A 26,543-nucleotide genomic window follows, 5' to 3' on the forward strand; every position below is an offset into this window, starting at 1 on the left:
CCGTCCCCTATCGGTGGTTCTGTGCGTGCTTCCAGGCCGTCTTCTACGCGGTGGGCACCAGGAGGGCCACCGGGTAGTCCCGCAGGATCTCCCCCACGGCTACAGTGCCCGGACCGTGCGTGGAACCGGTCAGTTCATCGGCCATGGCCGCGGCGAGTTCGATGGTCGTGTCCTGCCAGCCGCCGCGCTGCTCCAGGCCGCGCGGCAGCCGGGTGGCGAGCGTCAGCGCGCCCGGGGCGCCGGTGGTTCCGCGGTCAAAGGCGAGCAGGTGCGCGGCGGCGGCGCCCGTGGCCGTGACCGGCGTGTACCCGGTGAACAGCTCCGGCCGGTCCCGCCGCAGGCGCAAGGCCCGCGAGGTGACGAGGAGTTTCGCTGCCTCGTCCAGGAACGACGCCGGACGCTCGCCGGCGTCGAGCGCGGCGAGGGCGCGCCGGCGGGCGCCGAAGTCGAACGGCCGCCGGTTATCCGGATCGGTCAGCGAGCGGTCCCAGAACTCGGTGCCCTGGTACACGTCCGGCACCCCGGGCATGGTCAGCTGCACGAGCTTGGCGCCGAGGGAGTTGACGGCTCCGTACGGCTCCAGCAGGGCCACGAGGGATTCCAGCTCCGCCGTCACCTCCGGGGTGTCGAAGGCGGCGTCGACGGCGTCCACAAGTTTCGCCTCGAAGGCCTCGTCCGGATCGAACCAGTTGGTCGAGTTCCCGGCTTCCCGGGCGGCTTTTTGCGCGTAGGACTGCACCCGGTCGCGGTCCGCGGGCCAGACCCCCGCGATAGCCTGCCACAGCAGGTTGGCAAGCGGCCCGTCCGGCAGGGGCGCCAGTTTCTGCAGCCGCTGCAGGGAGGCCTGCCATTCGGGCGCGAGTTCCGCGAGGACCGAGATCCGGGCCCGGGTGTCCTCGCTGCGCTTGGTGTCGTGGGTGCTGAGGGTCGTCATGGACAGCGGCAGCTCGGCCTGGCGGCGGGCCATCCGGGCGTGGAATTCCTCCGGCGCCACGGCAAACTCCGTGGGGTCCGCCCCGACCTCGGTCAGGGTACCCAGGCGGGTGTAGCGGAAGAACGCGGTGTCCTCCACGCCCTTGGCCATGACCATCCCGGAGGTCTGCTGGAAGCGGATCCCCAGCTCCGCGCCGGCGTCAGGACCAGCATCCAGCAGAAGCGGAAGGAGCACGCCGACGGCGTCTTCCAGTTCGGGGCGTCGGCGGACAGCGAGTTCGCAGGCCTCCTTGAGGACGTCCGCACCTTCCGGCAGGTAGCTGCGGTAGACCGGGAACGCGGCGATGATCTCGGACAACGCGTCCGCCGCGGCGTCCTGGGCCAGCCCAGCTCCGGCCGGGACCAGGCGTGCCAGCCGGAGCATTTCCGAATGCAGGATCCCGTCCGTGATCCCTCGCTTGGTGCCCCGGATCATCTCCTCGTAGTCGGCGGCGCCGCCGCGCAGTTCGGCGTCGAGCGCGTCGAGCGGTCCCTGGCCGGCGGCGTCGACGAACACCCGGTCCACGTCCGCGAGGGCGTCGTAGCCGGTGGTGCCCTCGCACTCGAAGCCGGCCGGCAGGGTTTCGCCCGGTTCCAGGATCTTCTCGATCAGCAGGTARCTGCCGCCCGTRACTTCGCGCAGCCGGTGCAGGTATCCCTCCGGATCGGCGAGGCCGTCCGGGTGGTCGATCCGCAGCCCGTCAACGAGCCCTTCCCGGAACCATCGCACAACCTCCGCGTGGGMTTCAKCGAAGACCTCGGGRAGTTCCACSCGGATCCCGGCCAGGCTGTTGACRGCGAAGAACCGGCGGTAGTTCAGGTCCGTGTCCGCCCGGCGCCAGCCGACCAGCTCGTAATGCTGCCGGTCGTGGACCTCACGCGGATCGTCACCCGCGGTGTAGCTGCCCTCGGCGAGCGGGAAGCGGTGGTCGTAGTAGCGCAGCTCCCCGTCYGTGATCTGGAGTGCGTCCACGTCCGAGTCCGCCCCCAGCACCGGGATYCGCACGCGGCCGCCGCCAAAGTCCCAGTCGACGTCGAACGCCTGCGCGTAGCGGGACTGCTGCCCCTCYTTCAGGAGGGACCACCACCACGKGTTCTGGRCCGGTGTCGCGACGCCGACATGGTTGGGCACGATGTCGAYCAGYACGCCCAKGCCGGCCTCCCGCGCGGCGGTCGAGACCGCCAGCAGCCCGTCCGCGCCGCCCCGGTCCGGATCGATGGAGGAGGGATCCGTGACGTCATAGCCGTGGTCCGAACCCCGCTCCGCCGTGAGGATCGGCGACAGGTAGATCCAGTCCACGCCCAGCGACTTCAGGTACGGCACCGTCTGCGCGGCGTCCTGCAGCGTGAAGCCGGGGCGGATCTGCAGCCGGTACGTCGAGACRGGCGWCCTCATGAGGCCGGGCCCTTTTTGGACCGCGGCTTCTTGGCGCCCTTCGAGTTCCCGGCCGGAGCACGCTTGCCCGGGGCACGCTTCGCCGGCTCAGGSGCSGGCTCRGGTGCAGGCTCGGGCTCAGGTGCAGGCTCGGGCTCAGGTGCAGAGGCCGTMTCAGGCTCTGCAGGCGCCGCCTCAGCAGGCGCCGCCTCAGCAGGCGCCGCCTCAGCAGGAGYGGCCTGCGCAGGYGACKCWGCAGAGGCAGGAACCTCGGTAACCTCGGCMACTTGCTCAGCCTGCGCAGCCAGAGGCGCTTCCGCCGGAGCCTCGGCCCKSGCGGCCAGGGATGCGGCGGCGGAGTAGTCCACCTCCACCTCCGGGCCCGAGTAGGCGCGCARCACCACSAGGGACTTYGCCGCCAGCTTCAGGACGCTGCCGGCCTTGAGCGGCTGGCCGGTGTCCGCCTTGTCGGCGGTGTCCACGAGGAGGTCCCAGAACGGCGTGTATTCCTCGGCCGGGAGCAGGAAGTCGACGTTGTCRTCGTGRGCGTTGAAGGCCAGCAGGAAACTGTCGTCGGTGATACGGCGTCCGCGCGAATCCTGTTCCTGGATGCCGTGGCCGTTGTAGAACACGCCGATGGTCCGGCCGAATCCGCTGTCCCAGTCCTCCGGCAGCATTTCCTTGCCGTCGGTGTTGAGCCAGACGATGTCCGGCAGCTTCTCGCCCTCCCCGCGGCGTACCGGGCGGCCGTCGAAGAAGCGGCTGCGCCGGAAGGTGGGGTGGTCGCGGCGGATCTTGTTGACCACCGCCGTGAACTCCACGAGTGGCTGGTCCATGGCGTCCCAGTGCACCCAGCTAAGTTCGGAGTCCTGGCAGTACGTGTTGTTGTTGCCCTGCTGGGTGCGGCCCATCTCGTCGCCGTGCAGAAGCATCGGGACGCCCTGCGAGAGCAGCAGGGTGGCRATGAAGTTGCGCTGCTGGCGGGCGCGCARCGTCAGCACGGCGTCGTCCTCGGTTTCGCCTTCYGCGCCACAGTTCCAGGAGCGGTTGTGCGATTCGCCGTCGTTGTTGCCTTCRCCGTTGGCGTCGTTGTGCTTCTCGTTGTAGGACACGAGGTCGCGCATGGTGAAGCCGTCGTGGGCGGTGACGAAGTTGATSGACGCMACCGGACGCCGGGCGGAGCTCTCRTAGAGGTCGGCCGAKCCGGTCAGGCGSGARGCGAATTCGCCGAGCGTGGAYGGYTCGCCGCGCCAGAAGTCACGGACGGTGTCGCGGTATTTGCCGTTCCACTCGGTCCACTGCGGCGGGAAGTTGCCCACCTGGTAGCCGCCGGGACCCACGTCCCACGGCTCGGCGATCAGCTTGACCTGGGAGACGATCGGRTCCTGCTGGATCAGTTCGAAGAAGGTGGAGAGCTTGTCGACGTCGTAGAACTCCCGGGCCAGGGTGGAGGCGAGGTCGAAGCGGAACCCGTCCACGTGCATTTCGGTGACCCAGTAGCGCAGGGAATCCATCAGCAGCTGGAGSGAGTGCGGGTGCCGGACGTTTAGCGAGTTGCCGGTGCCGGTGTAGTCCATGTAATGCTTCAGGTCATCATCCACCAGCCGGTAGTAGGCGGCGTTGTCGATGCCCTTGAAGGACAGGGTGGGGCCCAGGTGGTTGCCCTCGGCCGTGTGGTTGTAGACCACGTCCAGGATCACTTCCATGCCGGCCTTGTGCAGGTCGCGGACCATGGCCTTGAATTCCTGSACCTGGTGCCCRACGTCSCCGGAGGAGCTGTAGGTGTTCTGCGGGGCGAAGAAKCCGATSGTGTTGTAGCCCCAGTAGTTGTTGAGGCCTTTCTCCACGAGGGTGCCGTCGTTGACGAACTGGTGCACGGGCATGAGTTCGATCGCGGTGACCCCGAGCTTCTTGAGATGCTCGATCACGGCGGGGTGGGAGACGCCSGCGTASGTGCCGCGCTGCTCCTCCGGGACYTCCGGGTGCAGCTCGGTCAGGCCCTTGACGTGGGCTTCATAGATGACGGACTCGTGGTACGGGATGCGCAGCTGGCGGTCGCCGTCCCACTCAAARAACGGGTTGATGACAACGCCGTGCATGGTGTGCGCAGCCGAGTCCGTGTCGTTGCGGGACGTGGGATCGCCGAAGTTATAGGAGAAGAGCGCGGGGTCCCAGTCGATTTGGCCCTGGATGGCCTTGGCATACGGGTCCATCAGCAGCTTGTTGGCGTTGAACCGGTTGCCGTTGTCCGGCTCGTACTCTCCGTGGACGCGGTAGCCGTACTTCTGGCCGGGCTGGATCTGCGGCAGGTAACAGTGCCACACATAGCCGTCCACCTCGGTCAGTTCGATCCTGGTTTCGGACAGGTCGTCAGCCAGGAGGCACAGTTCAACGCGGTCGGCGCGTTCGCTGAACAGGGCAAAGTTGGTGCCAGTGCCGTCAAAAGTGGCTCCCAGCGGGTAAGCCGTTCCGGGCCAGACTTCCATGTGTACTCCTCGTGCGTGACGAATATTCTCTAGACAGACTACTTGTAAGTAGGGTTAGTATTTGTTCGGGCGCACTGAGGGCGCCCGTTTATTACAGCTCCCGCATCACCTCCGGAACCGCACGGGCGATGGCCGTTGCCGTCACCGGTCCCCCTTGGGAGGCCCGGACTCCGGCACGGCCGTGGACGCTGGCTGCCATCGCCGCGATCGCCGCCCACCTGGCGTCGGGATCGATGTCATGTTCACCGAAGCGCCCGACGTCGGCGCCCAGCTGCGCAAGCAGCGCACCGATAACTCCCGCCAGGACGTCGCCGCTGCCCGCCGTGGCGATCCAGGGCGTGCCCTCGGCCTGGCTGTAGAAGTCCTGATACGGGGAGGCCACGAGGGTCGTGGCTCCCTTGAGCAGCACCGTGGCTTCGGTCAGACCGGCAGCCCGCCGCACCGCGCTGAGCGTGGACGCTTCAACCGCGGAGCGGTCCACTGCGACGCCGAGGCGCTGAAGTAGCGCTGACAGTTCGCCGGCGTGGGGTGTCAGGATCACTTGCGGGGCCAGCACATCAGGCAGGGCGGCCAGTGCCCCGGCGTCGGCGATCGTCGGCAGGCCCGAGTCTGCGGCGTCGCGGGCGCGCTGCAACTGCTGCTCATCGGAGTCATCCACTCCCGGGCCCACGAGCCAGGCTTGAACGTGCGTATCGGCCACAGTGCCGGTGCTGCACACGACCTCGGGACAGGACCGGCGGACCAGATCGGCAACGTCCGGCGGCCCAAGGTAACGCACCATACCGACGCCGGCCGCCAGGGCACCCTCGCAGGCCAGCACCGCGGCGCCGGGATATGCGCTGGACCCTGCGACCACCCCAAGCACCCCCCTGGAGTACTTGTGCGCCCGCCGCTCCGGGCGCGGCAGCAGTGCGGAAAGGTCTCCGGCCTCAAGCCGTCTCAGGGCCGGCCATGGCAGCGCTCCTTCGATTCCTATCGGAACCACACGGATGGTGCCCGCGAAGTCGGCGCCGGGGTCTGCCAGCAGGCCTGCCTTGGCGGCACCAAACGTCACAGTCATGTCAGCGGCCAGCACCGGTGCGTGCGCCTCCCCCGTATCCGCGTCGACGCCGCTGGGGATGTCGCAGGCCACCACCAAGGGRGAACGSGRGCCCGGCCGGGAGCGYTYCAGGGCSKYGAYCAGCTCGGCGGMCGGTCCCCGCAGCCCRCCYTGGGCTCCGGTCCCGAGGATTGCRTCGATCACGACGTCGGCGCCGCCGGCCAGCGCGGCGAGTTCGGTCACGTTGTCCGCGGCGAGGGCGACGGCGTGGCCGCCGGCCTTCCGGAACGCGGCCAGCCCGGCGTCGTGGGCCGAGCCGGCRGTGAGCACCGCCGTCGTCCGCATGCCGCGGCCRGCCAGCAGCGCGGCGGCGAACAGCCCGTCTCCGCCGTTGTTGCCCTTGCCCGCCAGCACSGCSACGCTGGAGCCGTACAGCCGYTGCCCGCGGCCGCGCAGGCTGTTGATCACGGCGTTGGCGAGGCCGTACGCGGCCCGCTGCATGAGAACAGCGCCCGCACCGGAGCCCARGGTGTCGTCGAGAAATGGCTTCTCGGCGTCTCGTACCTGGGTTCCGGTGTAGGCGCTGATCATGGTTTCAGTCCATTCGCGGTCGCTGGGGAATGCCTGGCGCTTGGGCCGGTGTTGCGTGAACGGCCGCCTCAGCCTTCGGCGAGAACCGTCGCAGTGGCAATCCCGCCGTCGTGGCTCATCGACAGGTGCCAGCGTTTGACGCCCTTGGACTCCGCTACGGCCAGCACGGTGCCCTTGACCTGGATGGTGGGCCCGTTTTGGTCCAGCCCGATCCAGCAGTCCTGCCAGTTCATGCCCGCCGGCGCCCCGAGCACCTTGGCCACGGCTTCCTTCGCCGCGAACCGCGCGGCAAGRGAGCGCGTGTTCAGTTCCCGTTCGGCGGGGACGAACAGCCTGTCGCGCAGCCCGGGGGTGCGCTCGAGCTGCCGGCCGAACCGTTCAATGTCTACGACGTCTACGCCTATGCCAACGATCATGGCGTTATTCTACGGTCACGCTCTTGGCCAGGTTGCGTGGCTGGTCCACGTCGTAACCCTTGGCCGAGGCRAGTGCGAGGGCGAAGATCTGCAGCGGAACCGTTGCGAGCAGCGGGGCCAGGAGCGTGGGGGTCTCCGGGATGTAGAAGACGTGCTCGGCRTACGCCTTCACGGCYTCGTCGCCCTCTTCCGCGATCACGATCGTCCGGGCGCCGCGGGCGCGGACTTCCTGGATGTTGGAGACCACCTTGGAGTGCAGCGAGTCGCGGCCGCGCGGGGAGGGGACCACCACGAAGACGGGCTGGCCTTCCTCGATCAGGGCGATCGGGCCGTGCTTGAGCTCGCCGGCGGCGAAGCCCTCGGCGTGGATGTACGCGAGCTCCTTGAGCTTGAGCGCACCTTCCATCGCCACCGGGAATCCGACATGGCGGCCCAGGAACAGCACGGACTTGGCGTCGGCCATGGAGACGCCGAGTTCCTTGATCTGGGCCTCGTTGTCGAGGATGTGCTGGATCTTGGCGGGAATCTTGCCCAGGTCGGCCAGGATGTCCTTGATCTCGCCCTGGAACTTGTTGCCGCGCAGCTGTGCCAAATAAAGGCCCAGCAGGTAAGCGGCCGTGATCTGGGCCAGGAAGGCCTTGGTCGAGGCCACGGCGATTTCGGGTCCGGCGTGCGTGTASAGCACGGCGTCSGATTCGCGCGGGATGGTGGAYCCGTTGGTGTTGCAGATCGAGACCGTCTTGGCGCCCTGYTCCTTGGCGTAGCGGACGGCCATGAGGGTGTCCATGGTCTCGCCGGACTGGGAGATGGAGACAATCAGCGTGTTCTCGTCCACGATCGGATCCCGGTAGCGGAATTCGTGTGAGAGTTCGACCTCGGTGGGGATCCGGCACCAGTGCTCWATGGCGTACTTCGCAACCTGGCCGGCATAGGCGGAGGTGCCGCATGCCAGGACGATGATCTTGTCGACGCTCTTGAGCAGCTCCGGATCGACRCGGAGCTCATCCAGCGTCAGCTTGCCGTGGATGTCGGAGCGGCCCAGCARGGTCTGCAGCACGGCGTCCGGCTGGTCGTGGATTTCCTTTTCCATGAAGGACGGGAAGCCGCCCTTTTCGGCGGAGGCMGGGTCCCAGTTGACGTGGTATTCCTTGCCCTCRGCGGGGGCRCCGTAAAAGTCCGTGATCTCCACGGCGTCGGCRGTGATCGTGACGATCTGGTCCTGGCCGAGTTCCACGGCACGCCGGGTGTAGTCGATGAAGCCGGAGACGTCGGAGCCGAGGAAGTTCTCGCCCTCGCCGAGGCCGACGACCAGCGGGGAGTTGCGGCGGGCTGCGACKACCACGTCCGGCTGGTCGRCATGGACGGCGAGCAGCGTGAAGGCGCCCTCGAGCCGCTGGCAGGCAAGCTGCATGGCCCGGGTAAGGCCGCCRTTGASCGTGTCACCGCCGAGCTGGTTGCGGTAGATGTCGCCCAGGAGGGCTGCGGCTACCTCCGTGTCGGTCTCGGAGGCGAAGGTGACRCCCTTGCGCAGGAGCTCCAGCTTGAGYTCGGCGAAGTTCTCGATGATGCCGTTGTGGATCAGGGCCAGCTTGCCGTCGTCGGCCAGGTGCGGGTGGGCGTTCTGGTCCGTCGGGCCGCCGTGCGTCGCCCAGCGCGTGTGGCCGATGCCCGTMAGGGAATCCGGCAGCGGGCTGGAGTCCAGCTCGTTGATCAGATTGCTCAGTTTGCCCGACTTCTTGCGGGAGGAAATGGTGCCGTCGGCAACCACTGCAATGCCCGCGGAGTCATAGCCGCGGTACTCCAAGCGCCGCAATCCTTCTAGGACAACGTCCAATGCATTGTGTCCAGCATTTACCCGGCCATCTGAGTGGCCCACATATCCAACGATTCCACACATGGTCATAAGCCTAGCGGGTTTCCCGGAGGGAGGACGTGGGATGGCGGCGAGCGGCCGCCAGTGCGGACGCCACGGCGGGCAGCCGCGACCGGCCAGGGCACTGGCCTGCGGTGGGCTCATTCGGGCTCCCACCGGCCCGTCCATTTCGCTCTCGGCGCCGTGAAGGGCAGAATCTCTAGGGTGACTTTGCAACGCAATGAAGCGAACGGGGAAGGTGTCTCACCGTTCGTGGAGCTGGATCGGCAGACCTGGTCCCGGCTCGCTGCCCAGATGGAGCAGCCCCTTAATGAAGAGGACGTGTTCCGTCTCCGTGGCCTCGGGGACCCCCTCGATATCAAGGAAGTGCGCGAGGTCTACCTGCCCTTGTCCCGGCTCCTGCACCTTTATGTGGAAGCCGCAGGGCAACTGCATTCGGCCACAACCACCTTCCTCGGCGAGAGCACCCAGCGCACTCCGTTCGTGATCGGCGTGGCCGGCTCGGTGGCCGTCGGCAAGTCCACCATCGCCCGCGTCCTGCGGGAGATGCTGCGGCGCTGGCCGGGCACTCCCAACGTGGAGCTCATCACCACAGATGGATTCCTCTACCCTCTCGCCGAACTCAAGCGCCGGCAGTTGCTGGAACGCAAGGGCTTTCCGGAGTCGTACGACCGCCGGGCCCTGCTGCGCTTCGTGAGCGAGATCAAGAGCGGCGCCGAGGAAGTCCGCGCCCCCTGGTACTCCCACGTCACCTACGACATCGTCCCCGGGAGGGAAGTGGTGGTACGCCGGCCGGACGTGCTGATTGTCGAGGGCCTGAACGTCCTGGCGCCGGCCAGGCCGCGGCAGGACGGCCGGCAGGGCCTTGCCCTGAGTGATTTCTTCGACTTCTCCATTTACGTCGACGCGAAGACCTCGTACATCGAGGAGTGGTATGTGGACCGGTTCCGCAAACTGCGGAGCACGGCCTTCGCCCAGCCGGAATCGTACTTTCACCGGTACGCAACCCTCTCCGACACCGAGGCCGAACAGACCGCGCGTGAGATCTGGAAGCGCATCAACGAGCCCAACCTCGAGGAAAACGTCCTCCCGACCCGGGGCCGCGCGCAGCTGGTGCTGACCAAGGACGCGGACCACTCCATCCGGCGAATGCTGCTGAGGAAGGTCTAGCACAGATGTGCTACGACGGCGGAGACGGAGAGTTGGGGCGGCCGGCGGCCGGCCCGGATTCGCCCAGCCGCCGGGCCTTCAGCCGCCTGCTGCTGGCGGGCACCGGCCTGGCTGCGCTGTCCGCCTGCACACCGGCCCAGCCCTACACGCCATCCGGCACGCCGGGACCGACGCCGGCCCCGCGCATCGGCAGTGCCACGCCGCCAGCCGCCGCGGCGGCATCCAGCTCGCCGGCAGGCTCACCGTCGGCGACCCCGACGACGGCGGCTGCCGTCCCGCCGTCGGCCGCGGCGCCCCCTCCTTCGGCAGCGGCACGCCCGCCTTCAGCCGCAGCGCCGGGGCCGCAGCATTCACTCTCGGACCCCACCAGCCCCTGGGTGATCGTCAACAAGCACCGCCCGCTCTCCCCCGCCACGTTTGTGCCGCCGGATCTGGTCCGGCCGGCCGTCCGGTTGGCCACCTCCGGCGAGGCGGCCTTGCTGAACAGCACGACGGCGGCCGCGGCGGAAAAGATGTTCGCGGCGGCGGCCGCCGACGGCGTCATCATCACCTTGGCCAGCGGATACCGTTCCTTCACGACCCAGCGGGCGACCTACGGCAGTTACGTGAACTCCCGTGGCAGGGCCGAGGCCGACACTGCCTCCGCCCGGCCCGGCTATTCGGAGCACCAGACGGGGTGGGCCTTCGACATCGGCGACGGCAGCGGGGCGGACAGCTTCACGCCACAGTTCAAGGACCGGCCGGCGGCGATCTGGGCCAAGGCGAACGCCCACCGCTTCGGCTTCGTGGTCCGCTACCCGTGGATGCTGCACGAAATCACCGGGTATTACTACGAGCCCTGGCACCTGCGCTTCATCGGCACCGAGGCGGCCATGGACATGTCCACCCGCGGCATCGGCACGCTGGAGGAGTACTTCGGCCTGGAGCCGGCGCCGGCGTATTTGTAGGGCCTGGCTCAAGGTCCTAAGCCTGAGTCCTAGGTCTGCCTGGGCGTAAGACCGCGCCGGATTTTCCCACCTTTGGCACCACGGCGCCGGGACACTCCGGCGCAACCGGCCGACACGCCGTCGGCCGCCGGGAAACGTGGGAACCCCGGCGGCGCCGGCCACTGCGACGCGCCCACGGACCCGCAGGCTAACGATTCGGGGCCGGGCTATTCCGGACGGGGCTATTCGGGGCCGGGGCTATTCGGGGACGAGCGCCAGGGCCAGTTCGGTCCGGACCACCTGGGCCAGCCGCTCCGCGACGCCCTGGGCGGTTTCGTGGTCTCCGGCTTCCACCATCACGCGCACCACCGGCTCGGTACCGGAGGGCCGCAAGAGGACGCGTCCGGTGTCGCCGAGTTCTGTTTCGGCCACGGAAACGGCCGCTGCGACTACTTCATCGCCTTTCACACGGGTGCGGTCCACGCCCTTGACGTTGATGAGGACCTGGGGCAGCTTGGTCATCACCGTGGCCAGCTCCTTGAGCGGGCGCCCCGTGAGAGCCACCTGAGCGGCGATCTGCAGGCCGGTCAGCACACCGTCGCCGGTGGTGGCGTGGTCGGCAAAAATCACGTGCCCGGACTGCTCGCCGCCAAGGCTGAAGCCGCCGTTGCGCATTTCCTCGAGGACGTAGCGGTCCCCCACCCCCGTTTCACGCAGGCTGATCCCGGCGTCGCGCAGGGCGAGCTTCAGGCCGAGGTTGCTCATGACGGTGGCCACCAGGACATCGTCCTTGAGCTTTCCGGAGGCTTTGAGCGCCACGGCAAGGATGGCCATGATCTGGTCGCCGTCCACCTCGTTGCCCTCGTGGTCCACGGCGAGGCAACGATCGGCGTCGCCGTCGTGGGCGATTCCGAGATCCGCCCCGTGATCCAGGACAGCTTGCTTGAGCGGGCCCAGGTGGGTGGAGCCGACACCTTCGTTGATGTTGAGACCGTCCGGTTCGGCGCCGATGACCACCACGTTCGCGCCGGCGTCCTTGAACACCTGCGGGGAGCAGCCACTGGCCGCACCATGCGCACAGTCCAGCACTACCTTCAGGCCGTCCAGGCGGTACGGAAGCGTGCCGAGCAGGTGCACGATGTAGCGGTCCTCGGCGTCGGAGAAGCGCTGGATCCGCCCCACCTCACCGCCGACGGGCCGGAAGGGTTCCTTGTCGAGCTGCTCTTCAATGGCGTCCTCGACGTCGTCGGGCAGCTTCTGGCCGCCGCGGGCGAAGAACTTGATGCCGTTGTCCGGCGCGGGGTTGTGGGAGGCGGAGATCATGACGCCGAAGTCGGCGTCAAGGTCGGCCACGAGGTAGGCGGCGGCCGGGGTGGGGAGGACGCCGGCGTCATAGACGTCGATTCCCGAGCTTGAGAGCCCCGCTTCCACGGCGGCAGCGAGGAACTCGCCGCTGGCTCGGGGGTCGCGTGCCACCACGGCGATCGGCCGCTTCCCGGTCGTGTTGCGGTCATGGCCAAGTACGACGGCGGCGGCCTGAGCCAGCTGCAAGGCGAGCTCGGCGGTCAGCAACCCGTTCGCCAGGCCACGGACTCCATCGGTTCCAAATAATCTAGACATCGGACCAAGCTTAGTCGATGGCCGGCCACACGAGGGGGTGCACGCCATCAATCCGCTGCAGAGGTGACGATCCCGGCACATGGAAATGGCCACCCAAGCCAAGCGGGTTGGCCGACTACTTGGTTTTGAAGTTTCTTGTACTCTACTTTCCCCAAAAACCTACTGCCTTTTCCAGGATGCGTTTAGGCTTCGTGGCATGAAACCTAGCTCTGGGGGCTTGGCGCTCGAAATCGTAGTACCGGTCTTTAATGAACAGGCCGTACTTGAAAGCAGCATCACTAAGCTCGCGAATTACTTATCGCAAGAAATGCCTTCGACGTGGCAAATTACGATTGCGGACAATGCAAGCACGGACAATACTTCGACTATTGCCCAACGCTTAGCGGCGCAGTTGCCAAATGTTGTTCACCGAAGGCTTGAGGTCAAGGGACGCGGGTTCGCGCTGAGGGATGCGTGGAGCGCATCCTCGGCCAACGTCGTTGCGTACCTCGATGTCGATTTGTCAACGGACCTCGCCGCCCTGCCCCCACTCGTAGCTCCGCTGCTGTCGGGTCACTCGGACATTTCCATCGGAACCAGACTGGGGCAGAGTTCCCGGGTGAGCCGCGGGCCAAAGCGCGAGTTCATTTCTCGGTCCTACAACTATCTGCTCCGACGGACCCTTCAGGTGAAGTTCTCCGACGCCCAATGTGGATTCAAAGCCCTCCGCGCAGACGTCGCCAGGAGGCTTCTCCCCCACATCGAGGACAACGGATGGTTCTTCGACACGGAAATGCTGATCATCGCCGAGCGCTCCGGCCTGCGGATCCACGAAATTCCCGTGGACTGGATTGACGACCCCGACAGCCGAGTCGATATCAAGCAGACTGCCATTGATGATCTTCGTGGCCTGGTCCGCGTTGCCGGAGCTCTTTTCAAGGGGACCATCCCGGTTCAAGCCATCTATGCGGAACTGGGTCGCAGGCCGATCGCCCCTCCGGGACGGCCCAGCTTCTTTGGCCAAGTACTCCGGTTCGGAATCGTCGGGGCGCTATCCACAATCGCCTTTGCGCTGCTGTACCTGGTCCTTCAGGCGCCGTTCGGTGCGCAGCAGGCCAATTTCATGGCCCTGTTGCTGACCGCCATCGGCAACACAGCGGCCAACCGCCGTTTTACGTTTGGCATTAGCGGGCCGGTCAAGCTGTTCACACAGCAAATCCAGGGTCTGGTCGTGTTCCTCCTCGCGTGGACCATGACGTCGTCCTCGCTGGCCATCCTCCACACGGTCAACGCCGACGCCCCTCCGAACCTTGAACTGATAATCCTTACCGGGGCAAATGTTCTCGCAACCCTGATGAGATTCGTGCTGCTGCGAGTCTGGGTATTCCGCGACAGTCGCAGCGGCGGCCGGACCGCCGCACTCGCCCTGGCGCCGGCCCAAGGAGCAGCCCAGTGAGCCGCGTCGCAGCTGACACCGCGGGTGCAACCGGTACACGCGGCGTCAGGCGACAGCACCGGACACCGGCACCTGTGGCCAAATTTCTTCGCGGCCGGTTGGTGGATCCCGTCTGGGAGCGGCCGGCCTTGTTGGCGCTCATTGCCTTGACGACGCTGCTGTACACCTGGGGGCTTGACCGTAACGGATGGGCGAACTCGTTCTATTCAGCGGCGGCGATGTCCGGCTCGCTCGACTGGACGGCTTTTCTATTCGGTTCATCCGATCCGAACAACGCCATTAGCGTGGACAAGCCCCCGCTCAGCCTCTGGGTCATGTCACTATCGGTCCGGATATTCGGACTCAACTCCTGGAGTCTGCTGCTCCCTCAGGCCCTCATGGGCGTCATCAGCGTCTACCTCCTCTACCGCATGGTCCGCAAGCGCTTCGATGCCGCGACATCACTTTTGTCCGGCGCATTCCTGGCAGTCATTCCAGTTGCAACCGTGATGTTCCGCTACAACAACCCCGATGCACTCTTGACGCTGCTGATGATTGGCATTGTCTATTTGACCCTCGAGGCCGTGGAGACCTCAAGGTTCCGGTGGCTCCTGCTGGCTGGAGTTCTTACGGGCGCGGGCTTCCTGACGAAACAGCTCCAAGTCCTGCTGGTGTTGCCGGCCGTGGGGGTTGCTTACTTTTCCTTCGCCCGCGCCTCACTGCCCAGGCGTCTCTTGCACCTGCTGGGAGCGCTGGGGGCGGCCGCCGTGGCCGGGGGATGGTGGCTGCTTGTGGTCCAGCTGACGAGCCCCTCCCAGCGACCGTTCATCGGGGGATCAAGGAACAATAGCGTTATCGAACTGACCCTTGGTTACAACGGGTTGGACCGCCTCACTGGCGCCGATGCCAGCAGGACAATGGCTCCGGGTGCGGGGACCGCCGACAAGCTGGACGCTGGCTTCCAACGGTTCCTCCAGCCGCAGTTCTCTGGTCAAAGTGGCTGGTTCCTTCCGTTGGCCATTGCGGGGCTCTGCGTGACCGTCTGGTATCTGGGGCGGCGCCAGGGGCGGCCCGGGGCACGCGCGCTTCTCCTGGCCTGCGGCATCTGGTTTGTCTGCGCAGCAACTGTGCTGGCCTTCATGTCGGGAATCGTGCATCCCTACTACGTACTCACGGCAGTGCCGCCCCTGTGCGTCCTGGCCGCGGTTGCTTTGATGCACTTCCTTCGTGGCCTGCAGCGGACCAGAATTCGGATTCTGACCGGCCTCACCTTGATCGTGAGCATGGCCTTTGCCTGCATCACCGCCGCCTATTCGGTGAAGGAGCTTCCGTGGATGCCGGTCGCCATGCTCTGCCTATGGGGCCTAGCCATCGCTGCAGTCTTCGTTCGGGCCCCGGGGCCCCGAGTGGCAAAAGCGTCCTCACTTCTTATCGTGGCCGCGCTGTTCACCGGGCCCGTCACCTGGTCGATGAATACAGTTCTGAACTCTCACACAGGAGCAGGAGTTAACGCCGGACCCAGCATCTTCGGGTTTCGGACAGACGACCGGTCCCGCTCATCCCCCGATACGCCCTCAAGCCTCCTGACGGTTGTGTTCGGTGACGTGCCGACACCGGCACTGTTGGAACGCCTCCGCCAGTCGCCCTCGTCCGCTGCGTGGGCGGCAGCCGTGGTGGGTTCAGAGTCGGCGGCCAACTATCAACTGGAGCTGGGCCGGGCAGTGCTGCCACTCGGCGGCTTCGATGGCACAGACCCCTTCCCGACCCTCGAGCAGTTCAAAGTCCTGGTAGAGGAGGGGCGTGTGGGATCTGTCGTGATCCAGGGTCTGCCGCCGCTCACGCTTGAAGGGCGCGGCGAGTCAGCTCGAATCGTCGAATGGGTCAGGCAGCGGTTCGTTGCCAAGGACATCGACGGCGCACAGTACTTCCAACTCACCAAATAAGGGGCCCTTGGAACGGCGAAAACCCGCCCCGCCGGGTGGCGGAACGGGCTTTCGGAGGGGCGCTTTGCGCCCCAAGCGGGATTAGCGCTTGGAGTACTGCTGAGCCTTGCGAGCCTTCTTGAGACCAGCCTTCTTACGCTCGATGACGCGGGCGTCACGACGCAGGTAACCGGCCTTCTTCAGGGTGGCGCGGTTGTTCTCGGTGTCGATCTCGTTCAGCGAACGGGCGATGCCGAGGCGCAGGGCACCGGCCTGGCCGGAGATGCCGCCACCGTGGATACGGGCGATGACGTCGTAGGCGCCGTCAAGATCGAGGATCTTGAAGGGCTCGTTGACATCCTGCTGGTGCAGCTTGTTCGGGAAGTAGTTCGCCAGCTCGCGGCCATTGATGGTCCACTTGCCGGAGCCCGGCACAACGCGAACGCGTGCGACGGCTTCCTTGCGACGGCCAACTGCAGCGCCGGCAACGGTCAGTGCCGGGCGTTCCTTCTTCGGCGCAGCTGCTTCCGCAGCACCGCTCTCCGAGGTGTAGCTGGTCAGGTTTTCCTCAGCCTCAACGGCTTCGGTGGTCAGTTCTTCGTTCTGAGCCACGATTCTCCTTGATAAAAAGTTGGTTGGTGGCCAGGACTACTGGGCGACCTGGGTGATTTCGAAAGTCTTGGGCTGCTGGGCGGCGTGGGGGTGCTCTGCACCGCGGTACACCTTCAGCTTGCCCAGCTGCTGTGCAGCGAGGGAGTTCTTCGGGAGCATGCCCTTGATGGCCTTCTCCACGGCGCGAACCGGGTTGGACTCAAGCAGCTCCGCGTAGTTGACGGAGGTCAGGCCGCCCGGGTAGCCGGAGTGGCGGTATGCGCGCTTCTGCTCCAGCTTGGCGCCGGTGAGGGCAACCTTTTCAGCGTTGATGATGATGACGAAGTCGCCCATGTCCATGTGGGACGCAAAGGTGGCCTTGTGCTTGCCGCGCAGCAGGATTGCGGTCTGGCTGGCAAGACGACCAAGGACAACGTCGGTGGCGTCAATGACGTGCCACTGGCGGTTGATATCGCCGGGCTTCGGGGTGTACGTACGCACGGTGTTTGCCTCGTTCTTGTTCTGGCGTTCTTGTTTTAGGCGTCACTCTTACGGTGCACCTACTATCTATGCGCTACCGGAACAGAGGTGAGGGCTCTATGTAACCAGTCATCCTGAGGTCTCGAATGTGCACGTTGAGTAGCTATCCTGCAACCGGATTCTCAAGCGGGCACGCACCATCGAGATAGGACACGCACAACGACTACCAAGAATAGCCGACGGCGGCCTCTTGGGTCAAAATGGGGTGTCCGGATGCATCCTGTCTGCCCCTCGTTGCGCAGACTTTCCCGTGCCGGCCCGCCGCATCCCTGGAGGAACCGTGTCCCACCCCGTCACCGCCGACTCCATCTCCCTGCTGCTCGCACAGCCTGTCGGACCGTCAACCGGGATCCTCTTCATAGCCGGCGTTGGCCTCCTGGGAGCGTGCCTGGGCCAGTTGGCAGAGCTCCTCATCGGGCGCGCACTCCCCCATGTCGGCGGACCGCTGACGGTACGACTGAGAATTACGACGGCGGCGGCCACCTTTGTATTCTCAGCCCTGCTGGCCTGGCGCTTCGGGCTCTCCCCTGAGCTCCCCGCCTATGCCTTACTGGCGGTTGCCGGCGTCCAGCTGGCGCGAATCGACCTTTTGCACCATTTACTGCCCAACCGGATGGTTTTGCCCCTGCTGGGGGCCGGCCTGGCGCTTCTCGGGGTCGCCGCAGGGGTGTCCGGCGAGGCAGGTAGCCTGCTACGGGGAGCTGCCGGCGCCTTAATTTTGTTCGTTTTGTACCTCTTTCTTGCCCTGACCAGCCGAAACAGCCTCGGAATGGGTGATGTGAAGCTCGCCGCGCCACTTGGCCTGTACTTGGGCTACCTAGGCTGGCCCCACTTGTTCTACGGCGGAGCACTGGGATTCGTCGTCGGAGGCCTCGGCTCGGCCGTTATTATGCTGAAAAACCGCGGAAACAAGCCAAAGGAAGTGGCCTACGGGCCCTCCATGCTGGCAGCCGGCCTGGCCGTTATCTTGCTGTTGCCCTAGGTAGCCTCCGTCCGGCCACGGGCGACGTTTCAGTAAGACGGCTTATCAAACCAAGTAGTCGGGCCCTGCCCCTACTTGGAAACTGAGTACACCTCTCATTTGCGGGTAGGTGGTGCCCCAATTTTCCTTCCAAAAGTCGAGTATCAACATTCATTGCGCCGCCGATAACAGCCGTGCAAATGTTGTTCCAACGAAGCTCCAGCAAATAGGCAAAGGGGATTTGCTGGAAATTCGTTCACTATTCATAACTCTGGAAAAGGAATAAGAAAATGACTGGTCTCATGGTCTCAATGCTCGCTTTTGTCTCTGGAATCAAGAACCGCCTCTCGGACGAGGAAAAGGGCGCCACCGCCGTTGAATACGGAATCATGGTCGCTCTGATCGCGGTCGTCATTATCGGCGCCGTGACCGCCTTCGGGACAAGCCTCCGCGACGTCTTCACTGGCGTAACCACCCACCTCGCGCCGCCGGCCTAATTCCTCGCTAACCGCTCGCTCTCCTGCCGGCTGTCCGAAACACCGGGCAGCCGGCAGGAGTGTTTCGGCAGCGGCAAGCCGCGCCCACGCTGACGCTCTAATGTGCGCTCAAGCAATCTTGAGGTTTTCCAAGAGGTGAGGAATTAGTCATGAAATCTCGTTTAATCGCTGGGCTGGCTGCGCTCGTCCTGGCGATCGCCGGCACCCTGATGTTGGTAAATTACGTGTCGAATGCAGACCGCCGGGCACAGGAATCCCTCCAGCCCGTCGACGTCGTCGTGATCGATTCAGCGGTTCCTGCCGGTACCGCTGTGGAAGACCTCCGTTTGCACGTCCGGCTCCGGTCCATTCCGGATGCGGCCAAGGCCGACGGCGCTCTGTCCTCGCTGGACGGATTCACGGGTCAGGTCACGGCCGTCGCCCTGGAACCGGGGGAACAGCTGCTGGCAAGCCGGCTGGTGGACCCGTCCCAACGGGTTACCCCGGGTGCAGTGGAGGTCCCCGCCGGCATGCAGGAAGTCACCATTCTGCTGCCCCCGGAAAGTGTGGTCGGCGGCACGCTCCGTGCCGGAGACCTCGTGGGACTCTACGTCACCCAGGGAGATCCTGCGGCTCCGCAAGTCATGAGCACCCAACTGGTCTTCGACAAGGTTCTGGTGACTGCAATCCAGCAGGCGCCGCCCAGCAATGGAAACACGGCGGATGGAACATCTGCTGTTCCCACCGGTTCCTCGTTTGTGACCCTGGCCCGCAATTCCACTGACTCCGCCAAAATCATTCTCAGTGCCCGTGTGGGCAATATCTGGCTGACCAAACAGACGGCGAAGACACCCGCAAGCCAACGCACAGCCGTCACCACCAGCGGGATCTTCCAATGAGCCGCTTCCTAGTCCTGACGTCGACCCCTGAGTTCGAGCAGCATCTCGCGGCAGCTCTGGGAGACGCGCACGAGATCCAGGTCCTTGCCTCCGAAGCCGCGGGCGGCAGCCCGGGCCATCTGATGGCCCAAAATCTGGGCGGGCCCATCGATGTGATGGTATTGGGCCCCGACGTCCGGACCGAGCAGATGCTCGCCTTGGCGGCAGGCCTGGAGCACGCTTTCCCGGATGTAGTGCTCGTGCTGGCAGCAGTCGTGACACCCGAACTCACTCTGGCCGCCATGCGTTCCGGCATCCGCGATGTCCTGCCGCCGGACACGGAGGCCCGACTCCTGCGTGAGGCATTGGAATACGCTGCGGAAACGTCCAGGAGCCGCAAGCAGGTTGTATCCGATGATGCCAGCCAGAATCGGGTCCGCGGGCGGGTGATCTCCGTGATGTCCCCGAAGGGCGGGGTGGGGAAGACCACCGTTGCCACTAATTTGGCTGTTGGTTTGGCCAAACTGGCACCGATGGGCGCTGTGATTGTCGATCTCGACCTTCAATTCGGAGATGTGGCCTCGGGGCTGGGCCTGGAGCCGCAGTACACCATCAATGATGCAGTTTCGGGTGCCGCCTCAAGTGACGCCATGGTGCTGAAGGCGTTCCTCAGCCGGCATCCGTCCGGGGCATACGCCATGTGTGCGCCGCGTCGTCCGGCAGATGCCGACCTCATCAAGCCGGCGCACGTGACAACTTTGATCAACCAGCTGTCATTGGAGTTCCCGTTCGTCATTTTGGATACATCGCCAGGTCTCGGGGAAGAGGTCTTGGCCGTCCTGGAACTGGCCACCGACGGCGTCTGGGTTTGCGGAATGGACATTCCCAGCATCCGGGGCCTCAACCACGGACTGGACGTGCTGCGACAACTGGACCTCATGCCCCCGTCGAACACGATTGTCCTCAACTTCGCCGACAAGCGCAGCGGACTAACTGTCCAGGATGTGGAAGCCACGGTTGGTCTGCCGGTGGACATCATCCTGCCGTGGTCCCGCACATTGCCGTTTTCAACGAATGCCGGCGTCCCGCTGATCCAGGACAACCGCCGGGATCCGGCCTTGAAAGGGTTGAAAAGCCTAATCGCGCTCTTGGGGCCAAATTCGTCCTCCGCCGCCAATAAGCACCTGAACCGAAGGGGCGAAATGCCATGAGTCTCGTAGACCGACTTGAAGTCGTCCGGATGGCCACGGACGGCCCCACCCAGCCGGATCACACGCCCGGCACCGCCCCGGTTTCCGTTGTCCCGGCGGCCGAACCCGCCGGCAAAAATCTGCTGGGGACCCTGGCCGTGGCACCTCAAGCCGCCTCCTCGGACGCCCTGGCAGGGATCAAGAAGCGCGCGGCCGAAGAACTGACAGCCCGTCTTGGCAATCGCATCACTGACAGCAGCCTCGACGAAGGCGACGTGCGGCGCATGGTGCGCGAGGCCCTTGGCTCCTTCATCGATGACGAGCAGGTCCCCCTGACGCCGGAAGAAAGGCGGCGCCTTATCCGGGAGATCGTGGACGAAGTCCTGGGCCTTGGGCCGCTACAGCGGCTCCTGGACGACCCGCTGGTGTCCGAAATCATGGTCAACGGCGCCAACAGAATCTATGTGGAGCGCGGCGGCCGGCTGCACTTGACCGGCACAACATTCAGTTCGGATTCCCACCTGCGCAGGGTCATCGAGAGGATCGTTTCCCGGGTGGGGCGCCGTATCGACGAGTCCTCGCCGTTGGTAGACGCGCGGCTCCAGGACGGTTCGCGAGTCAACGCCGTCATCCCGCCCCTCGCGGTGGACGGCCCGTCGTTGACTATCCGAAAGTTCTCCGCCGTACCGCTGACCGTCGAGGACCTGATCAGGTTCGACTCTCTCTCACCGGCCATGGCGCAGCTGCTCCACGCCTGCGTCCAGGCACGCCTGAACATCATCGTCTCGGGCGGTACCGGCACTGGAAAAACCACACTGCTCAACGTTCTTTCCTCGTTCATACCGGACGATGAACGCATCGTCACCATTGAAGACGCCGTGGAACTGCAACTGCAGCAGGAGCACGTGGTCCGTTTGGAAAGCCGGCCGGAAAACATCGAAGGCCGCGGCGCCGTTGGCATCCGCGACCTCGTGCGAAATTCTCTCCGTATGCGGCCGGACAGGATCGTGGTGGGCGAAGTCCGGGGCGGGGAAGCCCTGGACATGCTCCAGGCCATGAACACCGGCCATGACGGATCCATCTCCACGGTGCATTCAAACTCGCCCCGGGACGCCATAGCCCGCATGGAGACCCTGGTCCTCATGGCAGGCATGGATCTTCCGCTAAGGGCCATCCGTGAACAAATCGCCAGCGCAGTCCATCTGATCGTCCAGTTGAGCAGGCTGAAGGACGGCACCCGAAGAGTCACCCACATCACCGAAGTCCTCGGCATGGAGGGCGACGTCGTGACGCTACAGGATGCTTTCGTCTTCGACTACGCGGCGGGCGTTGACCAGGATGGTCGATTCATCGGCAAGCCCATTCCCACTGGTGTCCGCCCACGCTTCGTCGAACGGTTCGCCGACCTGGGAATCAGCGTTCCCGGCGAAATCTTCGTCCCTGCTTCCCCCAAATCGGGATGGTGAGCACCATGACTCATGATTCGGCGTTGCTGGCCGGAACCGTTCTCATTCTGCTCGCCGTGTCTCTCGCCCTTTTCGTTGCGTTCAGGCCCCGGTACACCGACATCCATGTCGACCGGAGAAGGCCTCAGGCGGAGTCCAACTCCTCCATGATTTCGAAGCTGAGCGGCGTCACCGTCGCGGTCGTTGAGCGTCGAGTCGGACAAGGAAGTGGCGGCCCCTTTGGCCGCGACGCACTCGGCGGGGCGGGACTGAAAGTCCGGCCCTCCGAATTCGTCGTCCTGATCTTGGTTGCTTCCTTCGTTCTGGGCCTGGTGGGCTACGTGCTACAGGGCTGGCTTCTCGCCGTCGTGTTCGCGGCCATTGGTCCGGTGGGCGCGAGGGCGCTGCTCTCCTTCAAGACCGGGCGCCGGCGAGCCGAATTCGACGAGCAGCTCAGCGACATGCTTATGTCCCTCTCTGGCAGCCTGCGCGCAGGCCACAGCATCGCCCAGAGCATGCACACGGCCAGCGTCGAGATGCCGGCTCCGATGGGCGAGGAACTCGCCAGGATCGTCAATGAGGAAAGAGTTGGCCGACCCGTGTCGGAGTCTATGGCCGAGGTGGGTCATAGGATGCGCTGCGAGGACTTCCAGTGGCTCAGCCAAGCGATTGAGATCAACCGAGAGGTTGGCGGCGATTTGGCCGGGGTTCTCGACCACGTTGCAGAGACCGTGCGCGAAAGGGCTCAGATCAAGGGCCAGGTCCGTGCATTGGCGGCAGAAGGAAAGTTCTCGGCATACATCCTGATTGCGCTGCCGTTCTTCGTCGCACTATTCATCAATCTCGTCAATCCGGGATACATGTCGGTCCTGACAACCACGGCGCTGGGCTGGGTCCTCATCACAGCCAGCGTGGTCATGATGGCCATCGGGTCCTTCTGGATCAGCCGCATGGTCAAGATCGAATTCTGAGGAGCTGAGGACATGAACACCACAGTCTGGCTGCTGATCGCCACTATCATCCTTCCTTTGACGTACTTCGCTTGGTCCCTGATCGGCGTCGACAGAGCTTCCGGCCGTTTGATCCAATCGAGGCTGGCTGCCGCTTCGGCCCCGCAAGCGGATGTCTCGTCTGCCGGACCGCACTGGCTGGTCCGTCTTGCACGCAGGCTCACGCCGACGTCCTATGTGTCCCGTCTGGACCGGATGCTCGGGAACGCCGGACGGCCGGCCTCAATGCCGTTGGACCGCCTCTTGAGCCTGAAAGCTCTGGCGGCCCTTGGCGGGGTTGTCCTGGCGCTTCTTTTCGGCGGAACAAAGAGTCCTCAGGCAGCTCTGCTGTCAGTTTGTTTTACGGCAGCCTGCTACTTCCTCCCTGACCTGCTGATCTACAACAGCGGAACAAAACGCCAGGCGAGGTTGCAACTGGATCTGCCCAATGTCCTTGACCAGTTGCTCATCTCAGTCGAGGCCGGCCTCGGTTTTGAAACTGCCATGGCTCGCGTGGGCACGAGTGGAAAGGGTCCGCTGGCGGAAGAGATGGTACGCACGCTGCAGGACATCCAGGCCGGCCGTACCCGCCGTGAGGCTTACAAGGCCATGGCCGCCCGGTCCACGGTGAGGGATTTGAAGAGTTTCGTAGGTGCTGTCATCCAGGCCGATGTGCAGGGCCTTTCAGTGGCCCGGGTCCTAAAACCCCAGGCAGACCAGATGCGAATCAAGAGACGTCTTCGGGCAGAGGAAAAAGCAATGAAGCTTCCGGTCGCCGTGGTTTTTCCGTTGCTTCTCTTTATCTTTCCACCGCTGTTTATCGTCATCCTTGGTCCCGCTGTTATCAACGCAATCGCCACCTTTTCGGGCCGGTAACGCATCTAGTCGGCACGCAATTCATCCCTCACCTCGCCGGAGTGGGCAGGAATCCCAAGATTGAAGGAGCAACAGATGTTTAGGTCCAGGACGGGACGTCGAACGGTTCGGGATGGCCGGGAGCGCGGTGCCACGGCTGTTGAATTTGCTTTGGTGCTTCCCTTGCTCGTGTCCATGCTGCTTGGCGTAATCGACTTTGGGATGGCCTTCGGGCAAAGCGTCAGTCTGCAGGGAGCGGCCCGCGAGAGCGCCAGGCAGGGGGTGACTCAGGGTGACGTCATTGCCTCCGCCAACCGCGCCGGAGGTTCGCTGGACACCAGCCAGCTCCAAGTCAGATTTGCCGTCGACACGTCAGCAGGGGCCCCGGGGCTCATGGTCGTGTGCCTGCGCTACCCCCAGTCGTCCCTGACCGGTTTCTATTCGTGGGCGCTCGGGGGCGTTTTCGAAGCAAAAGCCGTCATGAAAATGGAAAGCCCGGCCGCCGTGGCCTCGGGTGCACAGCGTTGGACCGGAGGATCATGCACGCCTTGACATCAGGATCGTTCCTTAAGCGGCAACGTCGCGTCCGTAGCAACCAGGAGCCAGTGAACCGCAAGAACAAGCGCAGCAAAGCACTCCGGCAGCGCGGGGCGGCGACCGTCATTTTCGCCTTGATGGTTCCTGTGCTCTTCGGAGCCCTTGCGATGGCGCTCGACGTCGGCAAGTTGGTCTATGAGCGCCAGCACCTGAGCAACGCCCTGGACGCCGCCGCGCTGGCTGGCGCGTCATACCTCCCCGGCGACCCGGTGGCTGCCCGCAACGCAGCGGCATCATTCGCCCGGGCCAACGACCCGGAAGCGGCACCCACGGTCACCTTCTGGTGCGTGGTGGCGTCAACAGGTACGGGCAGGACTGTGGTCACCAGCCAGATTCCGAGCGTCTGCAATCCCGGAACAATCGCCGGCGCCAGATGCAACGAAACCATCTGCGCAATCCCCTGTATCCCAGGGGGTAGTATCGCCTGTAATTCGATCACAGTGACCGACGATAAGGACGTAGCATTCAGCTTCGCGCCCGTGATCGGGATCAATAGCGGCAACACCGGCTCGCTGGCGTCAGATGCCTGCAAGGGCTCCTGCGGCTCCCAGACACCGAACCCCATGGACGTCGCACTGGTGGCCGACCGGACCGGCAGTATGAGCGACACTGACCTTTCCAGTATGAAAACCGCCATTCAGACCACGCTCAAGACCATGACCAAGGACCAGCAGTACGTAGCTCTGGGAACTATCGGCCGGAGCAGCCCCACCAGCGGCTGCGTCACCAACCCTTCGGGCTCGGCCACGAGTGGCCCTTGGATTCCCGTCCCGTTCTCCAATGACTACACCACCACAGGCACACCGCCTGCGCTCAACAACAGCAGCGCACTCGTCAAGGGTGTGCAATGCCTGGCGCACTCGGGCAGCGGCACGTATTTGGCCTCGCCCATGAAGGCCGCGGCCCGGTATCTGCTTGGCATGGATGCCAACAACCTGGGGAGCCTGCCGGCCCGCTCAGGAACACCCCGCAAGGCCATTGTCCTGGAGACGGATGGTCAACCAAACGAGACGGGCACCGGAGGAACCACCTCGGTGAGTGATCCTGCCGACGTCAAGAACTCAGACCCGGTGATTGCCTGCAACAATCTGAAAGCCGTTGCAGCCGACGCAAAGGCGCGGAACATCCTGATCGTCACTGTCGCGTACAACGCAGCAACGTCAGCCCGATGCGGCGGCAGCGGTTCAGCGTATGTGCGCGACGTCCTCGCTGCCGCTGCCTCCGAAAAATCCACAGGGGTCCCAAGCACTGCCAGCAACGATTGTTCAACGCCGGCTCTCGCGGCGGCGGAGAACTCCGACGGGGATTACTTCTTCTGCGCGTCAAACGGAGCGGACCTCGGTCCGATATTTGTCTCAGCGATCAATGCGATCAGCTCGAACTCCCGGCTGATACGTATTCCCGGCTGACCCTTCGATCAGCCGCGCAGGAAGCCGCCAACCGCGGCTCGTGCCCCAGAAACCGGACCCCCTTGGACCAGAGCCAAGGGGGTCCTTCCTTGGGCCCGGCGACAGCAATGTTGCATTTCAAGCGCAAGATGAGCGCAGGGAATGTACAGGAAACGTGCAGTTTGGGAAGCCTTAGCACAGGATGCGTCAAAGGCGAATCGTCGGCGTGTCGTCCGTTGCTAAGTTCCTCTCAGTGCTGGTGCAGGGCCAGCCTCCCAACTCGCTCAGGAGTCACCAATGCGTTCTATTTTCTCCAGCTTCGCAGCCCGCCTTCGCCGAGATCAGCGCGGCGCCACCGCCGTCGAGTACGGCATCATGGTCTCCCTCATCGCGGTCGTCATCATCGTCGCCGTGACTCTCCTCGGCACCACGATGAAGAACACGTTCAGCCAGGTGCAGTGCCAAGTCTCGGGTAAGACCTGGACAGCAGCTACGTCGACTTGCGCGTAGCACCCCGCCAAGGTACTTCTCCGCTAGCAAGTCCGTTCAGGAGGCATTCATGAGTTCGTTCTTCAGTAACATCGCTGCCCGTCTTTGCCGCGACCAGCGCGGCGCTACCGCCGTCGAATACGGGATCATGGTCTCGTTGATAGCGGTCGTGATCATCGCGGCCGTCACGCTCCTCGGAGGCACCTTGCATGACACGTTCGTCCAGGTGCAATGCTCCGTATCGCATGGGACTTTCGCTGCAGGTGGCGCGGCCGGCCAGGCTTCCTGCACGCCTTAAACCCCATCGGCCCCGAAACATCGTGTGGTGGCGGCTCTGAGC

Annotated in this window: 23 protein-coding genes; 15 read left to right on the forward strand and 8 right to left on the reverse strand. The window is 64.8% G+C overall.

The window, feature by feature from the left end; translation table 11 throughout:
* Positions 1-43 precede the first annotated feature (43 nt).
* From treY to glmS, 5 genes are all read right to left on the reverse strand, one after another.
* The gene (gene treY / locus AC1DEY_RS02465) at positions 44-2,368 is read right to left on the reverse strand and encodes a malto-oligosyltrehalose synthase (RefSeq protein WP_476866632.1); all 2,325 of its coding nucleotides are present in this window, start codon (positions 2,366-2,368) and stop codon (positions 44-46) included.
* Positions 2,365-4,833: a glycogen debranching protein GlgX gene (gene glgX / locus AC1DEY_RS02470; protein ID WP_476866633.1), complete on the reverse strand. Its 2,469-nt coding sequence runs from the start codon at positions 4,831-4,833 to the stop codon at positions 2,365-2,367. The genes treY and glgX overlap by 4 nt, the downstream gene beginning before the upstream one ends.
* Before the next feature lie 91 nt (positions 4,834-4,924).
* Positions 4,925-6,463 (reverse strand): NAD(P)H-hydrate epimerase, encoded by a 1,539-nt coding sequence (locus AC1DEY_RS02475; protein ID WP_476866634.1) that lies wholly within the window; start codon positions 6,461-6,463, stop codon positions 4,925-4,927.
* 68 nt (positions 6,464-6,531) lie between these two features.
* Entirely contained in the window at positions 6,532-6,879 is a 348-nt protein-coding gene (locus AC1DEY_RS02480; protein ID WP_011692749.1) for a holo-ACP synthase, read from the reverse strand.
* A 4-nt stretch (positions 6,880-6,883) separates the two neighbouring features.
* Positions 6,884-8,776, reverse strand: a complete 1,893-nt coding sequence (gene glmS / locus AC1DEY_RS02485; protein ID WP_476866635.1) for a glutamine--fructose-6-phosphate transaminase (isomerizing) — start codon at positions 8,774-8,776, stop codon at positions 6,884-6,886.
* Between the two features lie 180 nt (positions 8,777-8,956).
* Between glmS and coaA the strand changes: the two genes are divergently transcribed.
* Positions 8,957-9,922 (forward strand): type I pantothenate kinase, encoded by a 966-nt coding sequence (gene coaA, locus AC1DEY_RS02490; protein ID WP_441407875.1) that lies wholly within the window; start codon positions 8,957-8,959, stop codon positions 9,920-9,922.
* Positions 9,923-9,927: 5 nt separating this feature from the next.
* A complete protein-coding gene (locus tag AC1DEY_RS02495; protein WP_476866636.1) occupies positions 9,928-10,869 on the forward strand; it encodes a M15 family metallopeptidase in 942 nt (313 codons plus the stop codon).
* A 237-nt stretch (positions 10,870-11,106) separates the two neighbouring features.
* Here the strand turns inward: AC1DEY_RS02495 and glmM are convergent, their stop codons facing one another.
* Positions 11,107-12,468 (reverse strand): phosphoglucosamine mutase, encoded by a 1,362-nt coding sequence (gene glmM / locus AC1DEY_RS02500; RefSeq protein ID WP_476866637.1) that lies wholly within the window; start codon positions 12,466-12,468, stop codon positions 11,107-11,109.
* 217 nt (positions 12,469-12,685) lie between these two features.
* Between glmM and AC1DEY_RS02505 the strand changes: the two genes are divergently transcribed.
* Together AC1DEY_RS02505 and AC1DEY_RS02510 are read left to right on the forward strand one after the other, a co-directional pair.
* Positions 12,686-13,903 carry a bifunctional glycosyltransferase family 2/GtrA family protein gene (locus tag AC1DEY_RS02505; protein WP_476866638.1) on the forward strand — a complete coding sequence of 406 codons (1,218 nt, stop codon included), beginning with the start codon at positions 12,686-12,688 and terminating at the stop codon, positions 13,901-13,903.
* Positions 13,900-15,825 carry a glycosyltransferase family 39 protein gene (locus tag AC1DEY_RS02510; protein ID WP_476866639.1) on the forward strand — a complete coding sequence of 642 codons (1,926 nt, stop codon included), beginning with the start codon at positions 13,900-13,902 and terminating at the stop codon, positions 15,823-15,825. The genes AC1DEY_RS02505 and AC1DEY_RS02510 overlap by 4 nt, the downstream gene beginning before the upstream one ends.
* 81 nt (positions 15,826-15,906) lie before the next feature.
* Here AC1DEY_RS02510 and rpsI read toward each other — a convergent pair whose 3' ends face one another.
* Positions 15,907-16,416, reverse strand: coding sequence for a 30S ribosomal protein S9 (gene rpsI / locus AC1DEY_RS02515; RefSeq protein ID WP_018773707.1), 510 nt, complete (start codon positions 16,414-16,416; stop codon positions 15,907-15,909).
* A 36-nt stretch (positions 16,417-16,452) separates the two neighbouring features.
* A complete protein-coding gene (gene rplM, locus AC1DEY_RS02520; protein WP_015937805.1) occupies positions 16,453-16,896 on the reverse strand; it encodes a 50S ribosomal protein L13 in 444 nt (147 codons plus the stop codon).
* Between the two features lie 319 nt (positions 16,897-17,215).
* On the opposite strand from rplM, the gene AC1DEY_RS02525 reads away from it, so the two are divergent.
* The 11 genes from AC1DEY_RS02525 to AC1DEY_RS02575 all read left to right on the forward strand — a co-directional run bounded on the left by AC1DEY_RS02525 (position 17,216) and on the right by AC1DEY_RS02575 (position 26,501).
* A complete protein-coding gene (locus tag AC1DEY_RS02525; protein WP_476866640.1) occupies positions 17,216-17,917 on the forward strand; it encodes a prepilin peptidase in 702 nt (233 codons plus the stop codon).
* Positions 17,918-18,186: 269 nt separating this feature from the next.
* A complete protein-coding gene (locus AC1DEY_RS02530) occupies positions 18,187-18,393 on the forward strand; it encodes a Flp family type IVb pilin (protein WP_476866641.1) in 207 nt (68 codons plus the stop codon).
* Between the two features lie 149 nt (positions 18,394-18,542).
* Positions 18,543-19,271, forward strand: a complete 729-nt coding sequence (cpaB, locus tag AC1DEY_RS02535; protein ID WP_476866642.1) for a Flp pilus assembly protein CpaB — start codon at positions 18,543-18,545, stop codon at positions 19,269-19,271.
* A complete protein-coding gene (locus AC1DEY_RS02540) occupies positions 19,268-20,461 on the forward strand; it encodes a CpaE/TadZ family protein (protein ID WP_476866643.1) in 1,194 nt (397 codons plus the stop codon). The genes cpaB and AC1DEY_RS02540 overlap by 4 nt, the downstream gene beginning before the upstream one ends.
* Positions 20,458-21,906, forward strand: a complete 1,449-nt coding sequence (locus AC1DEY_RS02545; RefSeq protein WP_476866644.1) for a CpaF family protein — start codon at positions 20,458-20,460, stop codon at positions 21,904-21,906. Before AC1DEY_RS02540 ends, AC1DEY_RS02545 begins: the two co-directional genes overlap by 4 nt.
* A gap of 5 nt (positions 21,907-21,911) precedes the next feature.
* Positions 21,912-22,856: a type II secretion system F family protein gene (locus AC1DEY_RS02550; protein ID WP_476866645.1), complete on the forward strand. Its 945-nt coding sequence runs from the start codon at positions 21,912-21,914 to the stop codon at positions 22,854-22,856.
* A gap of 12 nt (positions 22,857-22,868) precedes the next feature.
* A complete protein-coding gene (locus AC1DEY_RS02555) occupies positions 22,869-23,750 on the forward strand; it encodes a type II secretion system F family protein (protein ID WP_476866646.1) in 882 nt (293 codons plus the stop codon).
* A 75-nt stretch (positions 23,751-23,825) separates the two neighbouring features.
* Positions 23,826-24,281: a TadE/TadG family type IV pilus assembly protein gene (locus AC1DEY_RS02560; protein WP_476866647.1), complete on the forward strand. Its 456-nt coding sequence runs from the start codon at positions 23,826-23,828 to the stop codon at positions 24,279-24,281.
* A 53-nt stretch (positions 24,282-24,334) separates the two neighbouring features.
* Complete coding sequence (locus AC1DEY_RS02565) at positions 24,335-25,735, forward strand: pilus assembly protein TadG-related protein (protein ID WP_476866648.1); 1,401 nt, start codon at positions 24,335-24,337, stop codon at positions 25,733-25,735.
* A 276-nt stretch (positions 25,736-26,011) separates the two neighbouring features.
* Positions 26,012-26,224, forward strand: coding sequence for a Flp family type IVb pilin (locus AC1DEY_RS02570; RefSeq protein ID WP_476866649.1), 213 nt, complete (start codon positions 26,012-26,014; stop codon positions 26,222-26,224).
* Positions 26,225-26,273: 49 nt separating this feature from the next.
* Positions 26,274-26,501: a Flp family type IVb pilin gene (locus tag AC1DEY_RS02575; protein WP_476866650.1), complete on the forward strand. Its 228-nt coding sequence runs from the start codon at positions 26,274-26,276 to the stop codon at positions 26,499-26,501.
* Positions 26,502-26,543: the final 42 nt, after the last annotated feature.

Source organism: Arthrobacter sp. 05T47, from assembly GCF_056395825.1.

Coding starts and splice junctions, on each gene's coding strand:
- AC1DEY_RS02545 (WP_476866644.1), top strand. CDS start 20,458: ATGAGTCTCGTAGACCGACTTGAAGTCGTCCGGATGGCCACGGACGGC.
- AC1DEY_RS02530 (WP_476866641.1), top strand. CDS start 18,187: ATGACTGGTCTCATGGTCTCAATGCTCGCTTTTGTCTCTGGAATCAAG.
- AC1DEY_RS02540 (WP_476866643.1), top strand. CDS start 19,268: ATGAGCCGCTTCCTAGTCCTGACGTCGACCCCTGAGTTCGAGCAGCAT.
- AC1DEY_RS02555 (WP_476866646.1), top strand. CDS start 22,869: ATGAACACCACAGTCTGGCTGCTGATCGCCACTATCATCCTTCCTTTG.
- AC1DEY_RS02570 (WP_476866649.1), top strand. CDS start 26,012: ATGCGTTCTATTTTCTCCAGCTTCGCAGCCCGCCTTCGCCGAGATCAG.
- AC1DEY_RS02550 (WP_476866645.1), top strand. CDS start 21,912: ATGACTCATGATTCGGCGTTGCTGGCCGGAACCGTTCTCATTCTGCTC.
- AC1DEY_RS02575 (WP_476866650.1), top strand. CDS start 26,274: ATGAGTTCGTTCTTCAGTAACATCGCTGCCCGTCTTTGCCGCGACCAG.
- AC1DEY_RS02495 (WP_476866636.1), top strand. CDS start 9,928: ATGTGCTACGACGGCGGAGACGGAGAGTTGGGGCGGCCGGCGGCCGGC.
- cpaB (WP_476866642.1), top strand. CDS start 18,543: ATGAAATCTCGTTTAATCGCTGGGCTGGCTGCGCTCGTCCTGGCGATC.
- glmM (WP_476866637.1), bottom strand. CDS start 12,468: ATGTCTAGATTATTTGGAACCGATGGAGTCCGTGGCCTGGCGAACGGG.
- AC1DEY_RS02560 (WP_476866647.1), top strand. CDS start 23,826: ATGTTTAGGTCCAGGACGGGACGTCGAACGGTTCGGGATGGCCGGGAG.